Origin of the sequence: Fulvivirga sp., from assembly GCF_040218215.1 — a bacterium.
GTDB lineage: Bacteria > Bacteroidota > Bacteroidia > Cytophagales > Cyclobacteriaceae > Fulvivirga.
Genome location: NZ_JAVJQL010000023.1, coordinates 61223 through 77127, shown reverse-complemented (window position 1 = coordinate 77127; position 15905 = coordinate 61223). Strand labels below are relative to the sequence as shown.

The 15905-nt window shown below is 40.5% G+C and carries 20 protein-coding genes; 3 read left to right on the top strand and 17 right to left on the bottom strand.

Annotated elements, in window-relative coordinates:
* Positions 1-1284 (bottom strand): glycoside hydrolase family 5 protein, encoded by a 1284-nt coding sequence (locus RIB54_RS16210; RefSeq protein WP_350101858.1) that lies wholly within the window; start codon positions 1282-1284, stop codon positions 1-3.
* Positions 1285-1549: 265 nt separating this feature from the next.
* Positions 1550-2452, bottom strand: coding sequence for a LysR family transcriptional regulator (locus RIB54_RS16205; protein WP_350101857.1), 903 nt, complete (start codon positions 2450-2452; stop codon positions 1550-1552).
* A 106-nt stretch (positions 2453-2558) separates the two neighbouring features.
* Here RIB54_RS16205 and RIB54_RS16200 point away from each other — a divergent pair, with 106 nt between their 5' ends.
* On the top strand, positions 2559-2717 hold the full coding sequence (locus tag RIB54_RS16200) for a hypothetical protein (RefSeq protein WP_350101856.1): 159 nt from the start codon (positions 2559-2561) through the stop codon (positions 2715-2717).
* A 5-nt stretch (positions 2718-2722) separates the two neighbouring features.
* On the top strand, positions 2723-3640 hold the full coding sequence (locus RIB54_RS16195) for a DMT family transporter (protein WP_350101855.1): 918 nt from the start codon (positions 2723-2725) through the stop codon (positions 3638-3640).
* A gap of 8 nt (positions 3641-3648) precedes the next feature.
* Here the strand turns inward: RIB54_RS16195 and RIB54_RS16190 are convergent, their stop codons facing one another.
* Together RIB54_RS16190 and RIB54_RS16185 are read right to left on the bottom strand one after the other, a co-directional pair.
* A complete protein-coding gene (locus tag RIB54_RS16190; protein ID WP_350101854.1) occupies positions 3649-4362 on the bottom strand; it encodes a LytR/AlgR family response regulator transcription factor in 714 nt (237 codons plus the stop codon).
* Positions 4359-5381: a sensor histidine kinase gene (locus tag RIB54_RS16185; protein ID WP_350101853.1), complete on the bottom strand. Its 1023-nt coding sequence runs from the start codon at positions 5379-5381 to the stop codon at positions 4359-4361. The genes RIB54_RS16190 and RIB54_RS16185 overlap by 4 nt, the downstream gene beginning before the upstream one ends.
* Positions 5382-5567: 186 nt before the next feature.
* Between RIB54_RS16185 and RIB54_RS16180 the strand changes: the two genes are divergently transcribed.
* A complete protein-coding gene (locus tag RIB54_RS16180; RefSeq protein ID WP_350101852.1) occupies positions 5568-7061 on the top strand; it encodes an MBL fold metallo-hydrolase in 1494 nt (497 codons plus the stop codon).
* A 95-nt stretch (positions 7062-7156) separates the two neighbouring features.
* On the opposite strand, the gene RIB54_RS16175 is transcribed toward RIB54_RS16180, so the two are convergent.
* The 13 genes from RIB54_RS16175 to RIB54_RS16115 form a co-directional block, all read right to left on the bottom strand.
* A complete protein-coding gene (locus RIB54_RS16175; RefSeq protein WP_350101850.1) occupies positions 7157-7642 on the bottom strand; it encodes a GNAT family N-acetyltransferase in 486 nt (161 codons plus the stop codon).
* A gap of 36 nt (positions 7643-7678) precedes the next feature.
* Entirely contained in the window at positions 7679-8776 is a 1098-nt protein-coding gene (locus RIB54_RS16170; RefSeq protein WP_350101849.1) for a DUF6920 family protein, read from the bottom strand.
* Position 8777: 1 nt separating this feature from the next.
* On the bottom strand, positions 8778-9191 hold the full coding sequence (locus RIB54_RS16165) for a VOC family protein (protein WP_350101848.1): 414 nt from the start codon (positions 9189-9191) through the stop codon (positions 8778-8780).
* 40 nt (positions 9192-9231) lie between these two features.
* Positions 9232-9978 (bottom strand): CPBP family intramembrane glutamic endopeptidase, encoded by a 747-nt coding sequence (locus RIB54_RS16160; protein WP_350101846.1) that lies wholly within the window; start codon positions 9976-9978, stop codon positions 9232-9234.
* Positions 9959-10522, bottom strand: a complete 564-nt coding sequence (locus RIB54_RS16155) for a dihydrofolate reductase family protein (protein ID WP_350101845.1) — start codon at positions 10520-10522, stop codon at positions 9959-9961. Before RIB54_RS16155 ends, RIB54_RS16160 begins: the two co-directional genes overlap by 20 nt.
* Positions 10523-10796: 274 nt before the next feature.
* Positions 10797-11618: a YARHG domain-containing protein gene (locus tag RIB54_RS16150; protein WP_350101844.1), complete on the bottom strand. Its 822-nt coding sequence runs from the start codon at positions 11616-11618 to the stop codon at positions 10797-10799.
* 143 nt (positions 11619-11761) lie between these two features.
* Positions 11762-12610, bottom strand: a complete 849-nt coding sequence (locus RIB54_RS16145) for a hypothetical protein (protein WP_350101843.1) — start codon at positions 12608-12610, stop codon at positions 11762-11764.
* 194 nt (positions 12611-12804) lie between these two features.
* A complete protein-coding gene (locus RIB54_RS16140) occupies positions 12805-13266 on the bottom strand; it encodes a YHS domain-containing (seleno)protein (RefSeq protein ID WP_350101842.1) in 462 nt (153 codons plus the stop codon).
* 12 nt (positions 13267-13278) lie between these two features.
* The gene (locus RIB54_RS16135; protein WP_350101841.1) at positions 13279-13584 is read right to left on the bottom strand and encodes a hypothetical protein; all 306 of its coding nucleotides are present in this window, start codon (positions 13582-13584) and stop codon (positions 13279-13281) included.
* 76 nt (positions 13585-13660) lie between these two features.
* Positions 13661-14014 carry a Cif family virulence factor gene (locus tag RIB54_RS16130; protein ID WP_350101840.1) on the bottom strand — a complete coding sequence of 118 codons (354 nt, stop codon included), beginning with the start codon at positions 14012-14014 and terminating at the stop codon, positions 13661-13663.
* A 92-nt stretch (positions 14015-14106) separates the two neighbouring features.
* Complete coding sequence (locus RIB54_RS16125; RefSeq protein WP_350101839.1) at positions 14107-14694, bottom strand: Crp/Fnr family transcriptional regulator; 588 nt, start codon at positions 14692-14694, stop codon at positions 14107-14109.
* A gap of 393 nt (positions 14695-15087) precedes the next feature.
* The gene (locus tag RIB54_RS16120; RefSeq protein WP_350101838.1) at positions 15088-15477 is read right to left on the bottom strand and encodes a YdeI/OmpD-associated family protein; all 390 of its coding nucleotides are present in this window, start codon (positions 15475-15477) and stop codon (positions 15088-15090) included.
* Positions 15477-15899 carry a VOC family protein gene (locus tag RIB54_RS16115; RefSeq protein ID WP_350101837.1) on the bottom strand — a complete coding sequence of 141 codons (423 nt, stop codon included), beginning with the start codon at positions 15897-15899 and terminating at the stop codon, positions 15477-15479. Before RIB54_RS16115 ends, RIB54_RS16120 begins: the two co-directional genes overlap by 1 nt.
* Between the last annotated feature and the right edge of the window lie 6 nt (positions 15900-15905).

The following is a 15905-nucleotide window of genomic DNA, read 5'->3' as shown; positions in this document are numbered from 1 at the left end:
TTATTTATCTATCGTAAAACCCAATCCCTCAATATACCCTTTGTTCTGGAAGTTGTTTTTGTACAATGAGTTCTCCAGAAACTGATTCAATGCCTTTTGTACTTTTACCACGTCAGGTCGGTTCTCGCGCATTTTGGCATAGGAAGACCGGTCGCTTTTGGCATATTCTGTAATCAGGTGATAATCTTCAGGCTGCTCGAAGTTCATAATACCAGCGGTGTTGTTCATTTTCTTGTAAGGCCAAAATGCCCAGCTGATCTTGTTTTCATCCAGCAGCGTTCTGAAATCATTGACCCATTCATCAGAATTTTCACCAGTCTCGCCAATGTAGATAGGCACATTGTGCTTATTGCTGAAATCCACATAAGTCTGCACCGCCTCCTGATTGACATCAAACCAGTATTTATGAAATTCATAAACCACATTGTCATCGAAAATGGATTCAAAAATATCAAAATTTCCCGCCCAGATGGAGCCATTCAGAAAGATAGTATGGTCTTTATCTACTTTCCTGATCTCAGTTGTGATCCGCTTGTAGAGATTAAAAAGTGCAGGATTTAGCTCCGGCAGCTCATCCTGAAAGTAATGTGCCACTGGCTCATTGACCAGATCATACCCGATAATGATAGGGTCACCCACATAACGCTCGGCAATTTTCACCCAGATGTCGGTCATCAGATCTTGTGATGATTGGCTTTTGAGCAGGTAAGGGTAGCCGTAGCTGTCATCAATATTATCTCCTGTTTGTCCGCCCGGGGCGCAGTGCATATCAAGCAAAACATACAACTTCTCTTGTCGGCACCATTCTATCACCCTGTCGAAATAGGTAAAGCCCGCATTGCGCTTGCCCATATAAAGGTCTTCGGTAAACAGTTTGTAATGAAAGGGCAGTCTGATATGGTTGGAGCCAATACGTTTGAGGTATTTGATGTCTTCCTGCGTTATATAATTGTCAAGAAAACCATCCCAAAAAGCTGCCAGACTATCTGGCCCTATAAGCTCATAAAGTAATTCGTCAATTTTTCTTGGAGCATTCACCTGCTCCATTTTGAACATATAACCTTCAGGCACCAGCCAGTTGCCAAGGTTAGTACCTTTCAGAATGATGGCCTCACCTTGCTCATTGACCAATTCTTTGCCTTTGGTTTTCACAAAGCTTACCGAGTTGTCATAAACTTTTTGTTCGGTATTTTCTTCTTTGGCAGTATCGTTTGTCTTTTCAGGCGAATTACAAGTGAAAAATATGGCTGCGCTGGCCAGGAGTAAATAATGGATTGATTTCATGTTGTGAGTCGTTACGGGAAGTAAGTAATTAACTTAAACCAACAATTGCAAATCAGATGTTGTGATCGGGGTTTTTAGCCATTGTTTATTGCCATCTTCCGCTCTAAACCCCGTGCAATTTTAAATTTTTAATAATTAACTTTAGTTGAACAACATCTATCAAATGCAATGACTGATATGATCATTTATGCTGCAGTGCTGGTCTTTGTGATAACTGGTTTGATATACATCAAAAATAAGTTGACAGGAAAAGACAAGGAGTAAACTATTTTACTTCGCAGATACCCGCAATGTTGCATTTGAGGTGATCAATGAAATTCAACAGGTACTGTTGTGATTCTTGCTTATCGAACATAACTGCATACCAGTTTCTAAAAAGGCCTTTTTTTGTGATAGGGATAGCAGTAAGCGATCTGTCTTTGAGATAGGGAGTGGCCATCCATTGCGCCATTACTTTTACACCCAGTCCGGCCTTTACCATTTCTATTACGGCCTCTGTCACCTGTATTGACATCACTTTCTTAGGCTGCACACCAGCGGGCATCAACACACTTCTGATCACCTCTACTGAATGCAGGGGGTAGGAGTGAATGATGAGCGTTTCATCAGCAAAGTCTTTGGCATTTAGATATTTCTTTTTGGCGAGTTTATGAGAGGAAGGTACAATGGCTACCATTTCATCTTCAAAAAGATCATGATAGTGCAGGTTGGGATAGTTGCGTTTTTCACTCACTATGGCGATGTCAATTTTGCCGTTAAGCAGCAGTTTTTCTGTATGGTCAGTATCGTCAGGATAAATCTCGATTTCGATTTTAGGAAACTCCTTGTTGAAGTCTATCATGAGCGATGGCAGCCAATGATAAGTAGTGTAGCATTGGGTGGTCAACCTAATGGTTCCAGTGTCTCCACCCACATATTTTTTTACCGATAGCTCGGTTTGCTCCAGCTCGCATAAAATTTTTTCAGCAGAATCAAGCACAATTTTACCCGCTCCTGTGAGCACCAACCTTTTATTGATTCTGTGAAATAATGGCGCACCAAGTTGGGTTTCAATTTCCTTCAATTGATGGCTTAAAGCGGATTGAGATAGAAAAAGTGCGTCCATGGCTTTGGTAAGGCTGCCTTTTGAAGCTACTTCTTTTACAAGTCTGAGGTGACGAATCTCCATGTAGTATTAGTTTTATTCATGAATTTAACAAAATAAATTCATCCAATTAATAGAACGGCAAATTTTTCGAACCGTTACATTCGGCATAACCAAATCAACACATGTTATGAAATCCCAAACACTACACCCTTTCGACCTTGTAACTTCTTTTTCAAAAAAAGAAAAAACCACCAGAACCTCTGCCGGACCAACTAAAACTGAGATGATTCAGTACCTGCGCAGGGTCAATGGCCACCCAATAGGATTAGCAGCTTTTACCAAATAACGCCTATGAAATTAAAGAACTACTTTTTATTGATACTACTGGCCGCACTTTGGGGACCATCATTTCTGTTTATAAAAATTGCAGTGGTGGATATTTCACCCATTATGATGGCCGCCATGCGCATTGGCTTTGCGGCAATATTTCTGAATGTATTTTTACTGATGAGACGGATAAAACTTCCAAAAGACAAAACCTTCTGGAAGCATGTGGCACTGGCTGGGTTCTTTGCACAGGCTTTGCCGTTTATTCTTATCAATTGGGGAGAGCAATATATTGATAGTGGACTGGCATCAATAATTAATGGCCTCACTCCATTGAGCACGGTGGTTTTAGCTCATTTTACTATATCTGCAGAGCGACTATCAGCTAAAAAGCTGGTAGGTGTAGCACTCGGCTTTACGGGTTTGGTAGTATTAAGCTTGCCAAAGCTCACCAACGGCTTTGATGCAGCTTTCTTAGGAATAGTAGCAGTGACACTCGGTGCTGTCAGCTATGCCATTGGGTTGGTTTATTCTCGTAAGTATTTGAGCAAAGCAAAACCTATGCACGCACCGGCAGGGCAGTTGTTGGCTTGTTCAATTTACATGGTGCCATTGGCGTTTATTTTTGATTCACAAACCGTGTTTTCACAAATTGGCACTCCCGCATGGGTATCAATATTTGTGCTTAGCTTTTTTGGTACTGCAGTGGCATTTGTAGTTTATTTCAACCTGATAGAAAGAGCTCCGGCATCATTTGTTTCGCTGGTCACTTATATCATGCCTATTTTTGGAATTGCCCTTGGCACCATATTTTTAGATGAGGTGATTACCAGCACCATGGTATTTGGAATGCTGTTGATCCTGTCCGGTATATTAATAGTTAATATAAGATTGAAGTTTTTAAAACCGAAAATAGCAGAAGATCAGGTGGTGGCTCGTTGAGCTGCTACCTAATGCTGGTGTTTGTCAATATACTTTTTAAATCCTTGTTTGTAAGTCTGGCTAATAGGTAAAAACTCTCCGTTGATCTTTATTGAATTGCTGGAGACTACATCAATTTGTGCCGTATTGACAATGTAGGATTGATGGATGCGCAAAAAGCCTTTTTCAGCAAGGTTATTCTCCAGGTCCTTCATGTTCATTAGGCTCATGATTTTTCTGCTTCTCAGGTTGAATTTTACATAATCCTTTTGCCCTTTGATATAAAAGATGTCCGCCAGAGGTACTTTGACCATGTCTCTACCATCCTTAATAAAAATATAATCCTCACCAGCATTTTTAATATGGCCAGCCTCTGGTTGAATGCCTTGAACGTGAGATAACACTTTATTAACTGCTTTTATGAATCTGGGAAAGTTAAATGGCTTTAACAAATAGTCAGTAGCATCAAGCTCGAAACCATCAACCGCATATTCGGCAAAGGCCGTGGTGAAAATTATTTTAGGCTTATGCTGCAAGGTTTTTACCAGGTCAATTCCTGTAATCCCCGGCATCTTGATGTCAATAAAAAGCAAATCTATCGGGTGACTGTTGAGGTAGGGAAGGGCATCGAGCCCATTGGTAAATTCCTTAAGCACTTCAATTTCTGAAACCCGGCTGCAGTAATCCAGCAAGAGCTTTCTGGCCATCGGCTCATCTTCTATGATGATACACCTTAATTTCATGTTAAGTCGAGGGTTAGTGATACATGAAATTTTTTCTCACTTTCATCAATATTCAAGGTGTATTTGCCAGGATATCCAAGTGCCAGTCGCTTCTTAACATTGTCCAACCCAACACCTGATGACTCATGATCACCTTTTTCTCCAATACTATTTTCAACAACTAAATACATGATATTTTCTTTGGTAGAAAGTCTGATATCAATCCAGCTTTTTTCATCCTTATCAGTAATGCCATGTTTAAAAGCATTTTCAACAAAAGGGATAAATATTAGTGGGGCAATTTCCAATTGGTCATTCGCCTCTGTTACATCAAATTTAAGGTCAAACTTGTTATTGAGCCTAATGGCTTCAAGGGCAAGATAATCCTGAATGTAATCTATCTCCTTACGCAGGGTTACGCTGGATTTATTGGAATCATAAATCATATAACGCATGATGTTAGAAAGCATCACAATAACTTCGGAAGCCTGATCGCTCTTTATCTGTGTGAGATAGTTGAGGTTGTGCAAAGTGTTGAATAGAAAATGTGGATTGATTTGCGATTTCAAGTATTTGAGCTCTACTGCCAGTTTTTCATTTTCCAGCGTTTTCTTTTTATTCTCCATCTCAAACCAGTCTACGGCAAATTTTATCATACCGGTAAAAATCATGAAGCTCATCTCATCCCACAATGTGCTAACAAACCTGATCCAACCAAAAGATTCGAAGTAATTTGAGTTACCAAGGCTGGTTAGCGTGGCATTTTCTGTAATCACCTGAAAGAACATGACTATGGCAATGGCCGGTACTAATCTGAGAAAGTACCTTTTTAATCTTTTCGTTCTGAGCAGATCTGGTAAGATGAAAAAATAGTGAGTGTAGCTCAGTATAATATGGAAGAACATGGGGACGGTGATCCTAAGAAAGGCCACCTTAAAATCCATAAAAGCCGTGAAATCATAGATTTTGTAGCTGAAAAAGAGCGCCCAAAAGCTGAAATTCAGCCAGAAGATCCTGTTACGTAAGAAGGAAAATTTCACACGCTAAAAATAAGGAGTCTCATAGATTAAACCTGCTTATTGATCCGCTTTCACTGAATAATCGACATAATAACCTTTTTGATCGACAACCTGAGGATGTAGTTCAGATGGTATGATAGGCAGATTATAGGCAACGGCTTGTCTAAAATTTCAGCTAAAAAAAGATCGGAGCGTTTTATTTGCGGTATGAGAACTACCAGATATGCAGCTATTTTTATCATGACAATGGTTTTTGCCAAATCCATTGCTCAGCAGCCAAAGGAGATTATTAACCATACCATTGAGGCTATGGGTGGCCTCGAAAAATGGAAATCCATTGACTATATCAATCTGAAAATGGCTGGACATAAGTACTGGCTGGAGCAGTCAGAAAACCCGAACGGACCTTATATCACGTCCTATGAAGTGGTAGATGAAGTTCATGGGGTATGGCGAGATCAGATGAGTAGAAAGGAAGCCTCCAGGATGTTTCAGTCTGCCAATGAAATGAAGATGGAGATGATGATCAATGGAGAATTTGGCACTATGAAATTTGGCGACAGGGTCATGCCCTTGCCTTCAGGATACAGACAGGTACATGATGAATGGATGCGTTATGCTCCGGAGAAATTGGTTTTGGATGCACTGAAGTTTCCAATCAGAAAGGAAACGGATCAGGTTTTGGAAGGCACGAACCACTGGGTCGTGAGTTATGTAAAAAATGAGTTAAAACACACGCTTTATATTAATACCAATACCCATTTGCTCTATCAGGCAGATATTGAGACATTTTCTCCTTATGATATCTTCAATTATCCGTGGGGAAAATTCACCACTACCATAAAATACTCTTTGCAGTGGTTATATCCTGCCAAGGTGCGTTATCCTGCTCAATGGGATGTTTACAAACTGGGCAAGCCGTTCAGGTCGGTAACTATTTTTGATATAGACTTTAAGCCTGAAGTTGATCGGGCGCTGTTTGCTATACCAGAGTCAATGACTTCACCACCAAAGGCTACTCTGGTGAAGGACATGCCATTGGCTGTTGACAAGATTGAGACTATAGCTGATAATATCTTTACCATTCCTGGCTCGTGGTACACGGCCCATGTGGTGCAGGATGATGGTATTTTAATAATTGAAAGTCCAATATCTTCTGATTATAGCGAGCAGCACATTGCCTTCTTGGAAAAGAAATACCCAAGCAAACCGATCAAGGGAGTTTTTGTCACCTCAGACGCATGGCCGCATATAGGTGGAGCAAGGGCCTATGCTGCACGTAACATCCCCATTTACACACACCAACTGAATGAACCATTATTAAAAAAGCTATTGGCAGCAGACTACTCCATGATGCCAGATGCTTATGAGAAGTCTAGACCAAATCCAAAGTTTAATCTGATCAATGAGCCTATGGAAATAACAGATAAGACCAATCCGGTAAGGATAATACCCGTGAATGGCGAGGGTGGGGAGCGAATGATTATGTTATATTTCCCTAAAACCAGGGTGCTTTATGCCAGTGATTTGGTGCAGTATTCAGGAAGGAATAAGGAATTCTTTTCACCACAATATTTGACTGAAGTAAAATCAGCAGTTGATAAATATAAACTGGATGTGGAAACGGTGTTTGCATTTCACACTTCACCTATAGCCTATAAGCAAGTGCTTGACTTTTTGGAGAGGTTTAAAAAGCAATAATTAGTATCGTCACTCCGAAGGAGGTACGACTGAGGAGTCTCCTTATCGGCTAAGGAGATTCCTCTCCGCCAACTGGGGGATCGAAATGGCATTGCTTAAATGTTCCTTCTCTGCTCATACACATAGCAAAGCGACTCATCAAATTGTCTTTCTTCAATGAACGTGAAACCAAGCCTTTCATAAAATCGGTGTGCCTGAATGTTAGATTTTAGCGGGTCAATCAGAATAGCATCAACTGCTGGGTTTTCAAAACATCTTTCAATGGCCATTTTCATCATGGTAGTGCCATAGCCCTTGTTCAGGTTTTTTGCTTCACCTATCCATATATCAATGGCTCTTTTACTTTTAGCAACATCTCCCCAGTAATGACTTTCTTCCAGGTAAGGGTCAATGATCTGGATAAAACCAAGTGGCTCGCCATTGAGTTCAGCAATCAACTGCTCCCGCCACTCGGGGTCTTGGGTCAGCTCTTCTTCCCAGTTCCAGTCATCATCCGGATCGCAGTCGATAACATGCTGCTGGGTGTCCCAATACTTTACCAATTCCAGGTCGTTGATCGTAGCAGGTCTTAATGTGATCATGAGAGTTTACTTAAACTTATAACCAAGTTAATAGAATTACCATTCTTTGAGATTATACTCAACCCCAGTCACCCTCAGCTTTAACCAGGTCCAGGTGCCGTTTTCCATTGCCCAGTCTACCTCGCACGCTACAGGCACTTTAATGCCGTTCAATGCTTCGGTTTTTAGAGCGCGTACTGTCCATTCAGATGGTTCAGCATCATCAGCGCCTTTATAGCGCATAGCTACCACCTTGTTAAAATTGCCTGCATCATCAAAATGAAAAGTGGCTGATCCCGTAGTGCCACCATAGGCTAATGTGGCTTCTACCGAATGTTCATCAATCCCCTTCCAGCTGATATAAGGACTTATAGCCGCTGAGGGAAACCACACAATTTCAGACAGGTAGCGTTGCAATGCCGCCTGGTCCACTTTTGCATTGTCACTCACATCAACCATCGGGAGCATGGAGAACAGCTTTATGGTCATGGCACCCTTGCCGTCTTCAAATTTATCACGTCCTGCCACAGGCATTAGCGGATTCATTTGTAAATCTACTGACCAGTTAAAGGCAGGAGGGTCTATGGAGAAATACTGTTTTGCAGTGGCGCTGGTCCAGTCTGTTTGCTCAAGCTTCATCAGCATTTGCAGCTCCTGTGTGAGGTGGACGTTATAAACCACTTCCTTACCAATGGCTCCGCTTTTATTTAGCCACTTTTGCACGGCAGGAGGCAGGTCTGAAATCATACCATTGGTTAAGATAGTTTTATCAGGAGTTTTTGTTTTGGCAAATAAACCATCAATTTCGGTATTTACTGTTTTGTTGAAGCTGTATGCAGAATATGCTATAACTACAGCAATGAGTATGACCACATTTAACAGGGTGCCATATTTAGCATCCTGCCAACTGATAACAATCAATACCTGCGATAAAACTACAGCAACACCAGCGGCCAGCCACCAGTAATCGGAGTGGATGATACGCTGAACAATGGCAATAGAAAACAGCACAAAAACAGCCAGCCACATCATACCCAAGGGCTTGGAGATTGGCAGCTTAAGGTTCTCAACTTCAGCTAAACCAAACGCCTTTACAAAACCCAGCAGGTGAATAGCGCCATGGAGTGCTATCAATATGGTTAATGTTATTCTCATGTCACCCTTTCAACCCTTTATTGTTTTCACTGGGCTGTATCAAATCCCACAGGTTGCCATACAAGTCTTCAAAAACAGCCACGGTGCCATAGTCAAATTCAGTAGGTATTCTCACAAAATTGATCTTGCGCTCAACCATTTTATTATAATCTCGCCACACATCATCGGTAAACAGAAAGAAACCTACTCTGCCGCCTGTCTGGTTGCCCACGCTGGCCAGCTGCTTCTCATTGGCCGCTTTGGCGAGCAACAGGCAACATTCCTTAGCTCCGGGCGGAGCTACCATCACCCACCTTTTCTTTTCGTCTAGTTTGGTGTCTTCCAGAAGGATGAAATCAAGCTTTCTGGTGTAAAACTCAATGGCCTCATCATAGTCTTTTACTACCAGGGCGATATAGGAGATTCTTTGATTCATAACTCTTGTTTTGAAAAGTAAAATGAGCGATTTTATTGCTTTACAACAAGTAAAAGATACTATAAATCATGCCCAAATTAAAGCCTGCGTGACATAATATTGCGCCCAACAAGGAGCCACTGAGTTGCTTCATTTTGAAAAAGACCACGCTGGTAAAAAACATACCTGCTACCCAGAGCAGGGTGGGGAGGAAGTAAAAATCCCACGTGCCGTTAACGAATACCAAACCAAAGTGTGCGATATGAGTGATGGCAAAAGCAGCGCTATCTACATAAGAAGCCTTTTTATCTCCCAATGATTGGGCAAAGCTGCCATGCACAATACCGCGGAAGTACAGCTCTTCTCCAATAGGACTAAAGATCATTCCCACAGTGGCCATGATAATGAACATGGTCATTTTGGCTTCTGGTGAAATCACTTCAGGAATGTTGTAAGACTTACCTATATACACATACCAGTTTTGATAGGTATTGCCGAACAACACTGTGCCGATGAAATATAGGAGGAGGCTTAATATTATGCCTGAAACAAATGCGATAAACAGTGCTTTAAATTTCCGGGTACCGCAAATGCCGATGCTGCTTAAACTTATTCTGCTTAAAAAGATAAACGGAATGGCCGCTGAGATAAACATGATGGTGCCAATAGAGGCATAGTTGCCGGTTTGGTTGGCCAGCAGCACTAAAACAAAGCGAGGAATGCAGACCAGCAGAATAAGAAATAATCCAAACTTCCAGTCAAATTTGAAAAATCTGTGCCAGTAGGAATTAAGTTGGGGGGTGATCATTTTTCAATTGATAATAAAGCAGTAAAGAACCGTTTTTAAAAATTTTAGTTTTAACCAGGTTGAATATAATCCTATCGCTTATACCTTCAAAGAACGCCAAACCCTTGCCTTCCACCATTGGATAGATGCAAAGTTGAAATTCATCAATTAAGTTAAGCTTCAGAAGTTGTATGATCAAACTGCGGCTGCCAACAAAAATGTCTTTACCTGTTTGCTGCTTAAGCGCAAGAACTTCACTTTTTAAGTCATGTTTTGCAATGGTTGCACTACCCCAGTCTGTAGCATCAAGTGTATGGGAGAAAACGATTTTTTGGATTTTGTCTATGGCCACAGCAAAGTCGTTCATTGTTTTTTGTTCGGAAGGATTTTCTAAAATCGTTCGCCAAAACTCCATGAGTTGATAGGTAGTTCTGCCATAAAGAATGGCGTCACCTTGCCCTAATAATTCTGTATAATGTTGATGTATTTCTTCATCGGGTAGGCCAGCATTATGGTCGCAAACCCCATCAAGTGTCATATTTAATGCTGCAATTATTTTTCTCATTGTGTCTTACTATCAAATACTGCTTCTGCAAAGCCCGATTAAAATACCTCATTTTATATAATAAATACAAGACTGTTTTGATTGCAGGATTTTAAATAGACGCAGTTTCGTTTTGTCTATTGGTTAACGGAAGTCCACCAACCTAATGCTCTTCGGAATTTGTAATTCCGAAGCACTTATCATAGGATTTTTAATCCGTTTATTTGTTTACGGATCACAGATCCTACGATAGTAATGCCAGATTACAAATCTGGAAAAGCGGGATAGTGGGTTCTTAATTACTTTTTTCGTTCTTGAGTATTAGTTGCACATTCAACTTTTCAATGTCTGTAAGTTGGTCAGTTACATCATCATATTCAGGGCTATACCATTCCTTATCTTTAAAATGATTCGATAAGTCAGGCGATTTGAATCTATATCCATAGGCAGCAAAAATTTCATTTCGCATTAGCCTTAGTTGTTCACTGGAGAATTTTTTTAAATCTAGATTAGTTAATAGCCTTTCTGAGGCAATTGGAAATTCTCTGTTTGAATCGATATTTTCTTTTGTGGATAGCCTTTTAATTGAACAACCATCAATTTTTAAGTATTCATATTTAAAGGTTGTTTCTGTCTCTAAATCCCAAAATGATTCACCATCAAATAACCAATAGGTATCGGGTTCAAATTTTGATTTGTCTATTACAGATTCCGTCAAATGACTTAGTTCAATAATTTGTTTACCAATACGTTCGTATGACGTGGATTTATAAACCGCAATTGCTCCATCATGGTCTGATTGTTCATCAATAACATATGAATTATATTCTTTACTACCATCAATTTTCATTACGGTAAGATAACTAAGTGATCCAACGGGATGTCCATGTGTGTAAATAAATAGAATCGAATCACCGCATTTAGTTCCAATATATTGTAGTCTATAGGTGTCATAATCTCTATAGGAGTTCTTGGATGCTCCTAAGAATTCCTCTGCAAATTCTTGCGGTATTTTACTACCCGGGCCAATTGACTTGAGCTTCTCAAGAAATTCTGATTGAGCAGAACTTATTGATTGAAGGCCAATAAGTAGTAATAGTATAATAATTATTCTCATATCAACTAATTGCTGTTAATACCAATGCTCTTCGGAATTTGTAATTACAAAGGGATGATCGTAGGATTTTCAATCCGTTTTTTGTTTGCGGATCACAGATCCTACGATAGTAATTCCAGATTATAAATCTGGAATAGCAGGTTTTATTTTACTGTTATGTTTTGAGACGATTTCGCATTTATTTTAGCATCAATCACCATATCCTCAACTTTCATATTTAGCTTAATTGTTAGATCAGATTCATATTTCGTTAATAACTTTTCTGAAATATCAAATATAGATTCTCCTTTACCTCCACCAGTTGCAGACATCTTAACCTCCTTCACATTCATATTAAGTTTTATGGATTGGTTCATGTCAAATTTAGCCATATCACCATTAATGTCTTTTAGTTTGTAGGTTGTGTTGATGATGATCTCCACATTGCTAATGCCTGCAACTGGAATTGTCATTGGAATCTCTTGCTCGAAAGAGTCTCCAATTTTTAAAGGGCGATCAGGAAAATTTATGTTTTCTTGAGCATTTTCAAGAGTGTACCTTAATGTCTTTTTAACGGTTTCATCAACTTTATTACTAACTAGGTTATTAACTTTAAACTTATTTTCGGAGTCATATATACCTTCAATTAGCATTCCCGAAATTGGGCTTTCACTTTTCGTTTTTTTCCCATTTTGAACTTGATAAGCTTGAACATTGCCATACGCAATCTTTGCTTGGAAGGTACCATCAGGATTTAAATCAAAAGTTTGAGTGACAGTAGTTACTGCGTTTGAACCTTCAATTATCATAGGAAGCTCCAAACCACTTGACTTGAGTTGTTGAATTTTATCTTCTGGTCCTGTAAAATCAATCTCGGATTTTGAGATGGATTCCATCTTGGTTACATAAACTTTATTTGGTTGAAATACCGACTTGAAAATAACTTCCTTTGTTTGTAAGAAAGCAGTTAAGAAGATGGAACTGAATAATAGTACTGGTATTGATTTCCTCATTTAAAGTGATTTTAGGGATTAACTGGGCTATTTTGAGTGTTGTGAAATGTGAATTAACAGTAACACAATTAATATTTTACAAAGCGCCATGAATATACCTCATTTTATATAATAAATACAAGATTATTTTGAATACATAAAAAAGCACCTGAAGCGATGCTCCAGGTGCTTTTGATTTACAGGAAAACCAACCTTTACTTTTTGCTTAGCGAGGTCCAGTTGTCATCGGCCTTTTTTACCAGCTCTTTGTGGTTGCCATCCAGCCATAGCTGCTGCGCGTCCACTTCCAAGTCGTACAGGTACAGGAAGTATTTACCATCTTTCACCACAAACTTGTTAGGGTCAACCCTAAACTTGGCACCAACATAAACACCAAAGGCACAGTAGCCACCATACTGCGGCAAGTACTTTTTAGGGTTGGCTTCAAAGGTCTTTTTCTGATCAGCACTAGTGAAGTAGTACGCAATGCCATCATAGGTGGCTTTGTATTCTTTCACTCCTTTTTGGGCAAGGCCCAAATCGAGGTACGATACGGGGCTGTAACCCTGCAGGGCTATTTTGCTGTCATCAATGTTGTTGGCTGCTTTGTTTTGAGCCATTGCGTTAGTGCCCAAAAATGCGAATAGTATTACGGTTAGTTGAATTAACTTGTTCATTGTTTTAAATTTTTAATTAGCGTTTACTTTAATATTACTTTCTTCTGGTTTGTGCAGGCTCACCACGGTAAGCACTGCGGCCCCGTTTACCCAGTAGTAGTAGGCGTCTATGCCTTCAAACCCGAGTACAAACGGTGCAAGTACGAATACAAAACCCACCATGGCATCTACAATAAGGTGCCCCGCATAGGGTATGATTTTAAAAATCCCTAGGTGGTGGTCAGTCAAAATGGTGAGGATAAATGCAGCCACTCCGGTGAATACAGATAGCCTTAGCGCCATAATGTTGCTGGTGCCCAGCCCGAGGATAAAAGGCATGGCCATTAGCGCCACGGCCACGGGGTAGTCCAGATAAGCGTGTATTGTTTTAGTTACGAATTTCATGATTGTTTTTTTAAGCTTTGAAGTATTGTTCTTCTACTATCAGGCCTTTTTCCCAAACGGTTCTGAGGGTCTCGTGCCATAAGATTTTACTGCCATCTTTCATGTCAAAGTCAAAGGTGAACTCGGCAAAAGACACATCGCCACTAAGGGCAGTGTTGTGCAGCTCTATGTTATTGACCTTGGCAATGGCTCCGGCAAAGCCCTCCATCTTGGCAAGCATTGCTGCTTTGCCGTTAGCTACAGTACCATCAAAATCTATGGTCCTGACATTGGGTGCGAAGTACTTTTCAGTGGCTTCCACAATTTGTCCTTTCTTCACCATCTCGTTTTTGGCGGAAAAGATCTCATTTAATGATTGTTCCATTTTTACTTGTTTTTAAAAAATTAACAATGCAAAAGTCCAGCAATCGGCAGCCGATAAATATGATGTAGTTTAAGAAAGGAGGTTGAACTAGATCAACTTTTTCGGGCCTTGCGGTTTCTTATTCTGGAAAGGAATTCTGTGGTCATGCCCAGATAGGAGGCCAGGGCGTATTGCGGTACGCGCTGCACGAAGTTGGGGAAGTTGAGGAGGAAATTTTCATAACGCGCCTCGGCAGAGTGGGTGAGGTTAAAGAGGATTCTGCGGTGCTCAAAGGCCAGCCCCTTCTCGGCTATGATCCTGAAAAAGGTCTCGAACTTATGGTTCGCCTGCTTGAGCTCTTGCTCTTTGTTGTACTCGATCTGCAGTAAAATGCTGTCTTCAATGGCCACAATAAAAAGTGTAGCCGGGTGCTGATAGATGTAGCTGTTAAAGTCAGACACCCACCAGTTTTCTATTGCGAACTGCACGGTATGGTCCTGGCCATCATCAGTCACGGCATAAGACCTGAAAGCACCTTTTATAACAAATGAACGATGCTTGTTGGTGAAGTTAGGCTGCACGATAAACTGGCGCTTTCGCACTCTGACCTCTTCGAAGTAAGATGCAAACTGCTCAGCCTCTTCGGGAGTTAGGGTCACAAAGTTTTGTACATAGGCGATTAGCTGGTCTTTGCTCGTCATGGAGAATGAGTGTTGTGATTTCTGTTAATGGGCAAAAATTACAATAATATTCGAAGCAAGGTGCTGGCTTGCAGCGCTTTTCGGTCTATATGTCGGTAGCGGACAAATCTAACGTCACTTCGATATGAAGCGCAGCGGAATGAGAAGTCTCCTCATCGATAAAGGAGACCTAATGCTTGGTTGTTACCAATTATGAGACCTCTCACCCAAAAGGGATTCGAGGCGACTAAAAACTAAAAAGCATCGTCACTTCTAGGGAGGCACGATCCGATAGCTATCGGATGAGAAGTCTCCCACTCGTAATAAGGGGATTTCTGATAAATCGTGATTTGAAGTAATTATAGTACTTACAGCTTGCGAATTTTGGAGAGCAAAATTTCACTCACTACTTCTTTAAATATATTCCAGAATGGCCTCATTCCATTTACCTTTTGCCTTGGCCATGTCAATATGTTTTTGCCCAAACTGGGTCATCAGTCCCTCTTGAATCATCCGTTCTGCACGCTCTATGTTTCTGGCGCTCCAGTTGCTCTTTTTTATGTTGCGCTGTGAGAAGGTTAGGTAAAAACTTTCCACATCCCGCTTTTTGCACAAGCTATCAATCCAGCCAAAACATAATGCTTCTTCTGTGGCTTCAATAAGACTTACACATTTTGCTTTGCTGTTTTTCTTATGAAGAATGAGCCAAACAGACTTTTCTGCTTCGCAGTTTGCACTTAGCCAGTTGCGCCATTCATGCCTTGTTTTGCAATAGATTGCTGGTTTTCCATCTTTCATTTCCATTATGAAGAGGTTTTGCGGTTAAGGGTTTCCATATAATGTGAATTAGTCATGATGCCTAGAATATTGCCAAAGGGATCAACCAGGGATGCTGTGACAAAGGCCATTTTGCCACCACTTCTGTCCGTGATAGGTTCATATAACCTGGCGCCTTTGGAAGTGAATAGTTCAAATGTGGCCTCCAGATCATCAACATGCCAGTAGATTATAGCTCCGCCAACTTGCCCGGAAGCACCTTCAGGAGCGTACTTGCTATCAATAATGCCCAGTTCGTGTTGGTAGTCCCCAAGACGAAACTCCGCATAACCCGGAGCATTGAAATATGGATCAGTGCCTAAAACCTCACTATACCACTTTTTTGCTGCTTCATGATTATCGGCATAAAAACTAATGGTTGCCACACCTCTTAAATTAATCTTGCTCATTTTCGA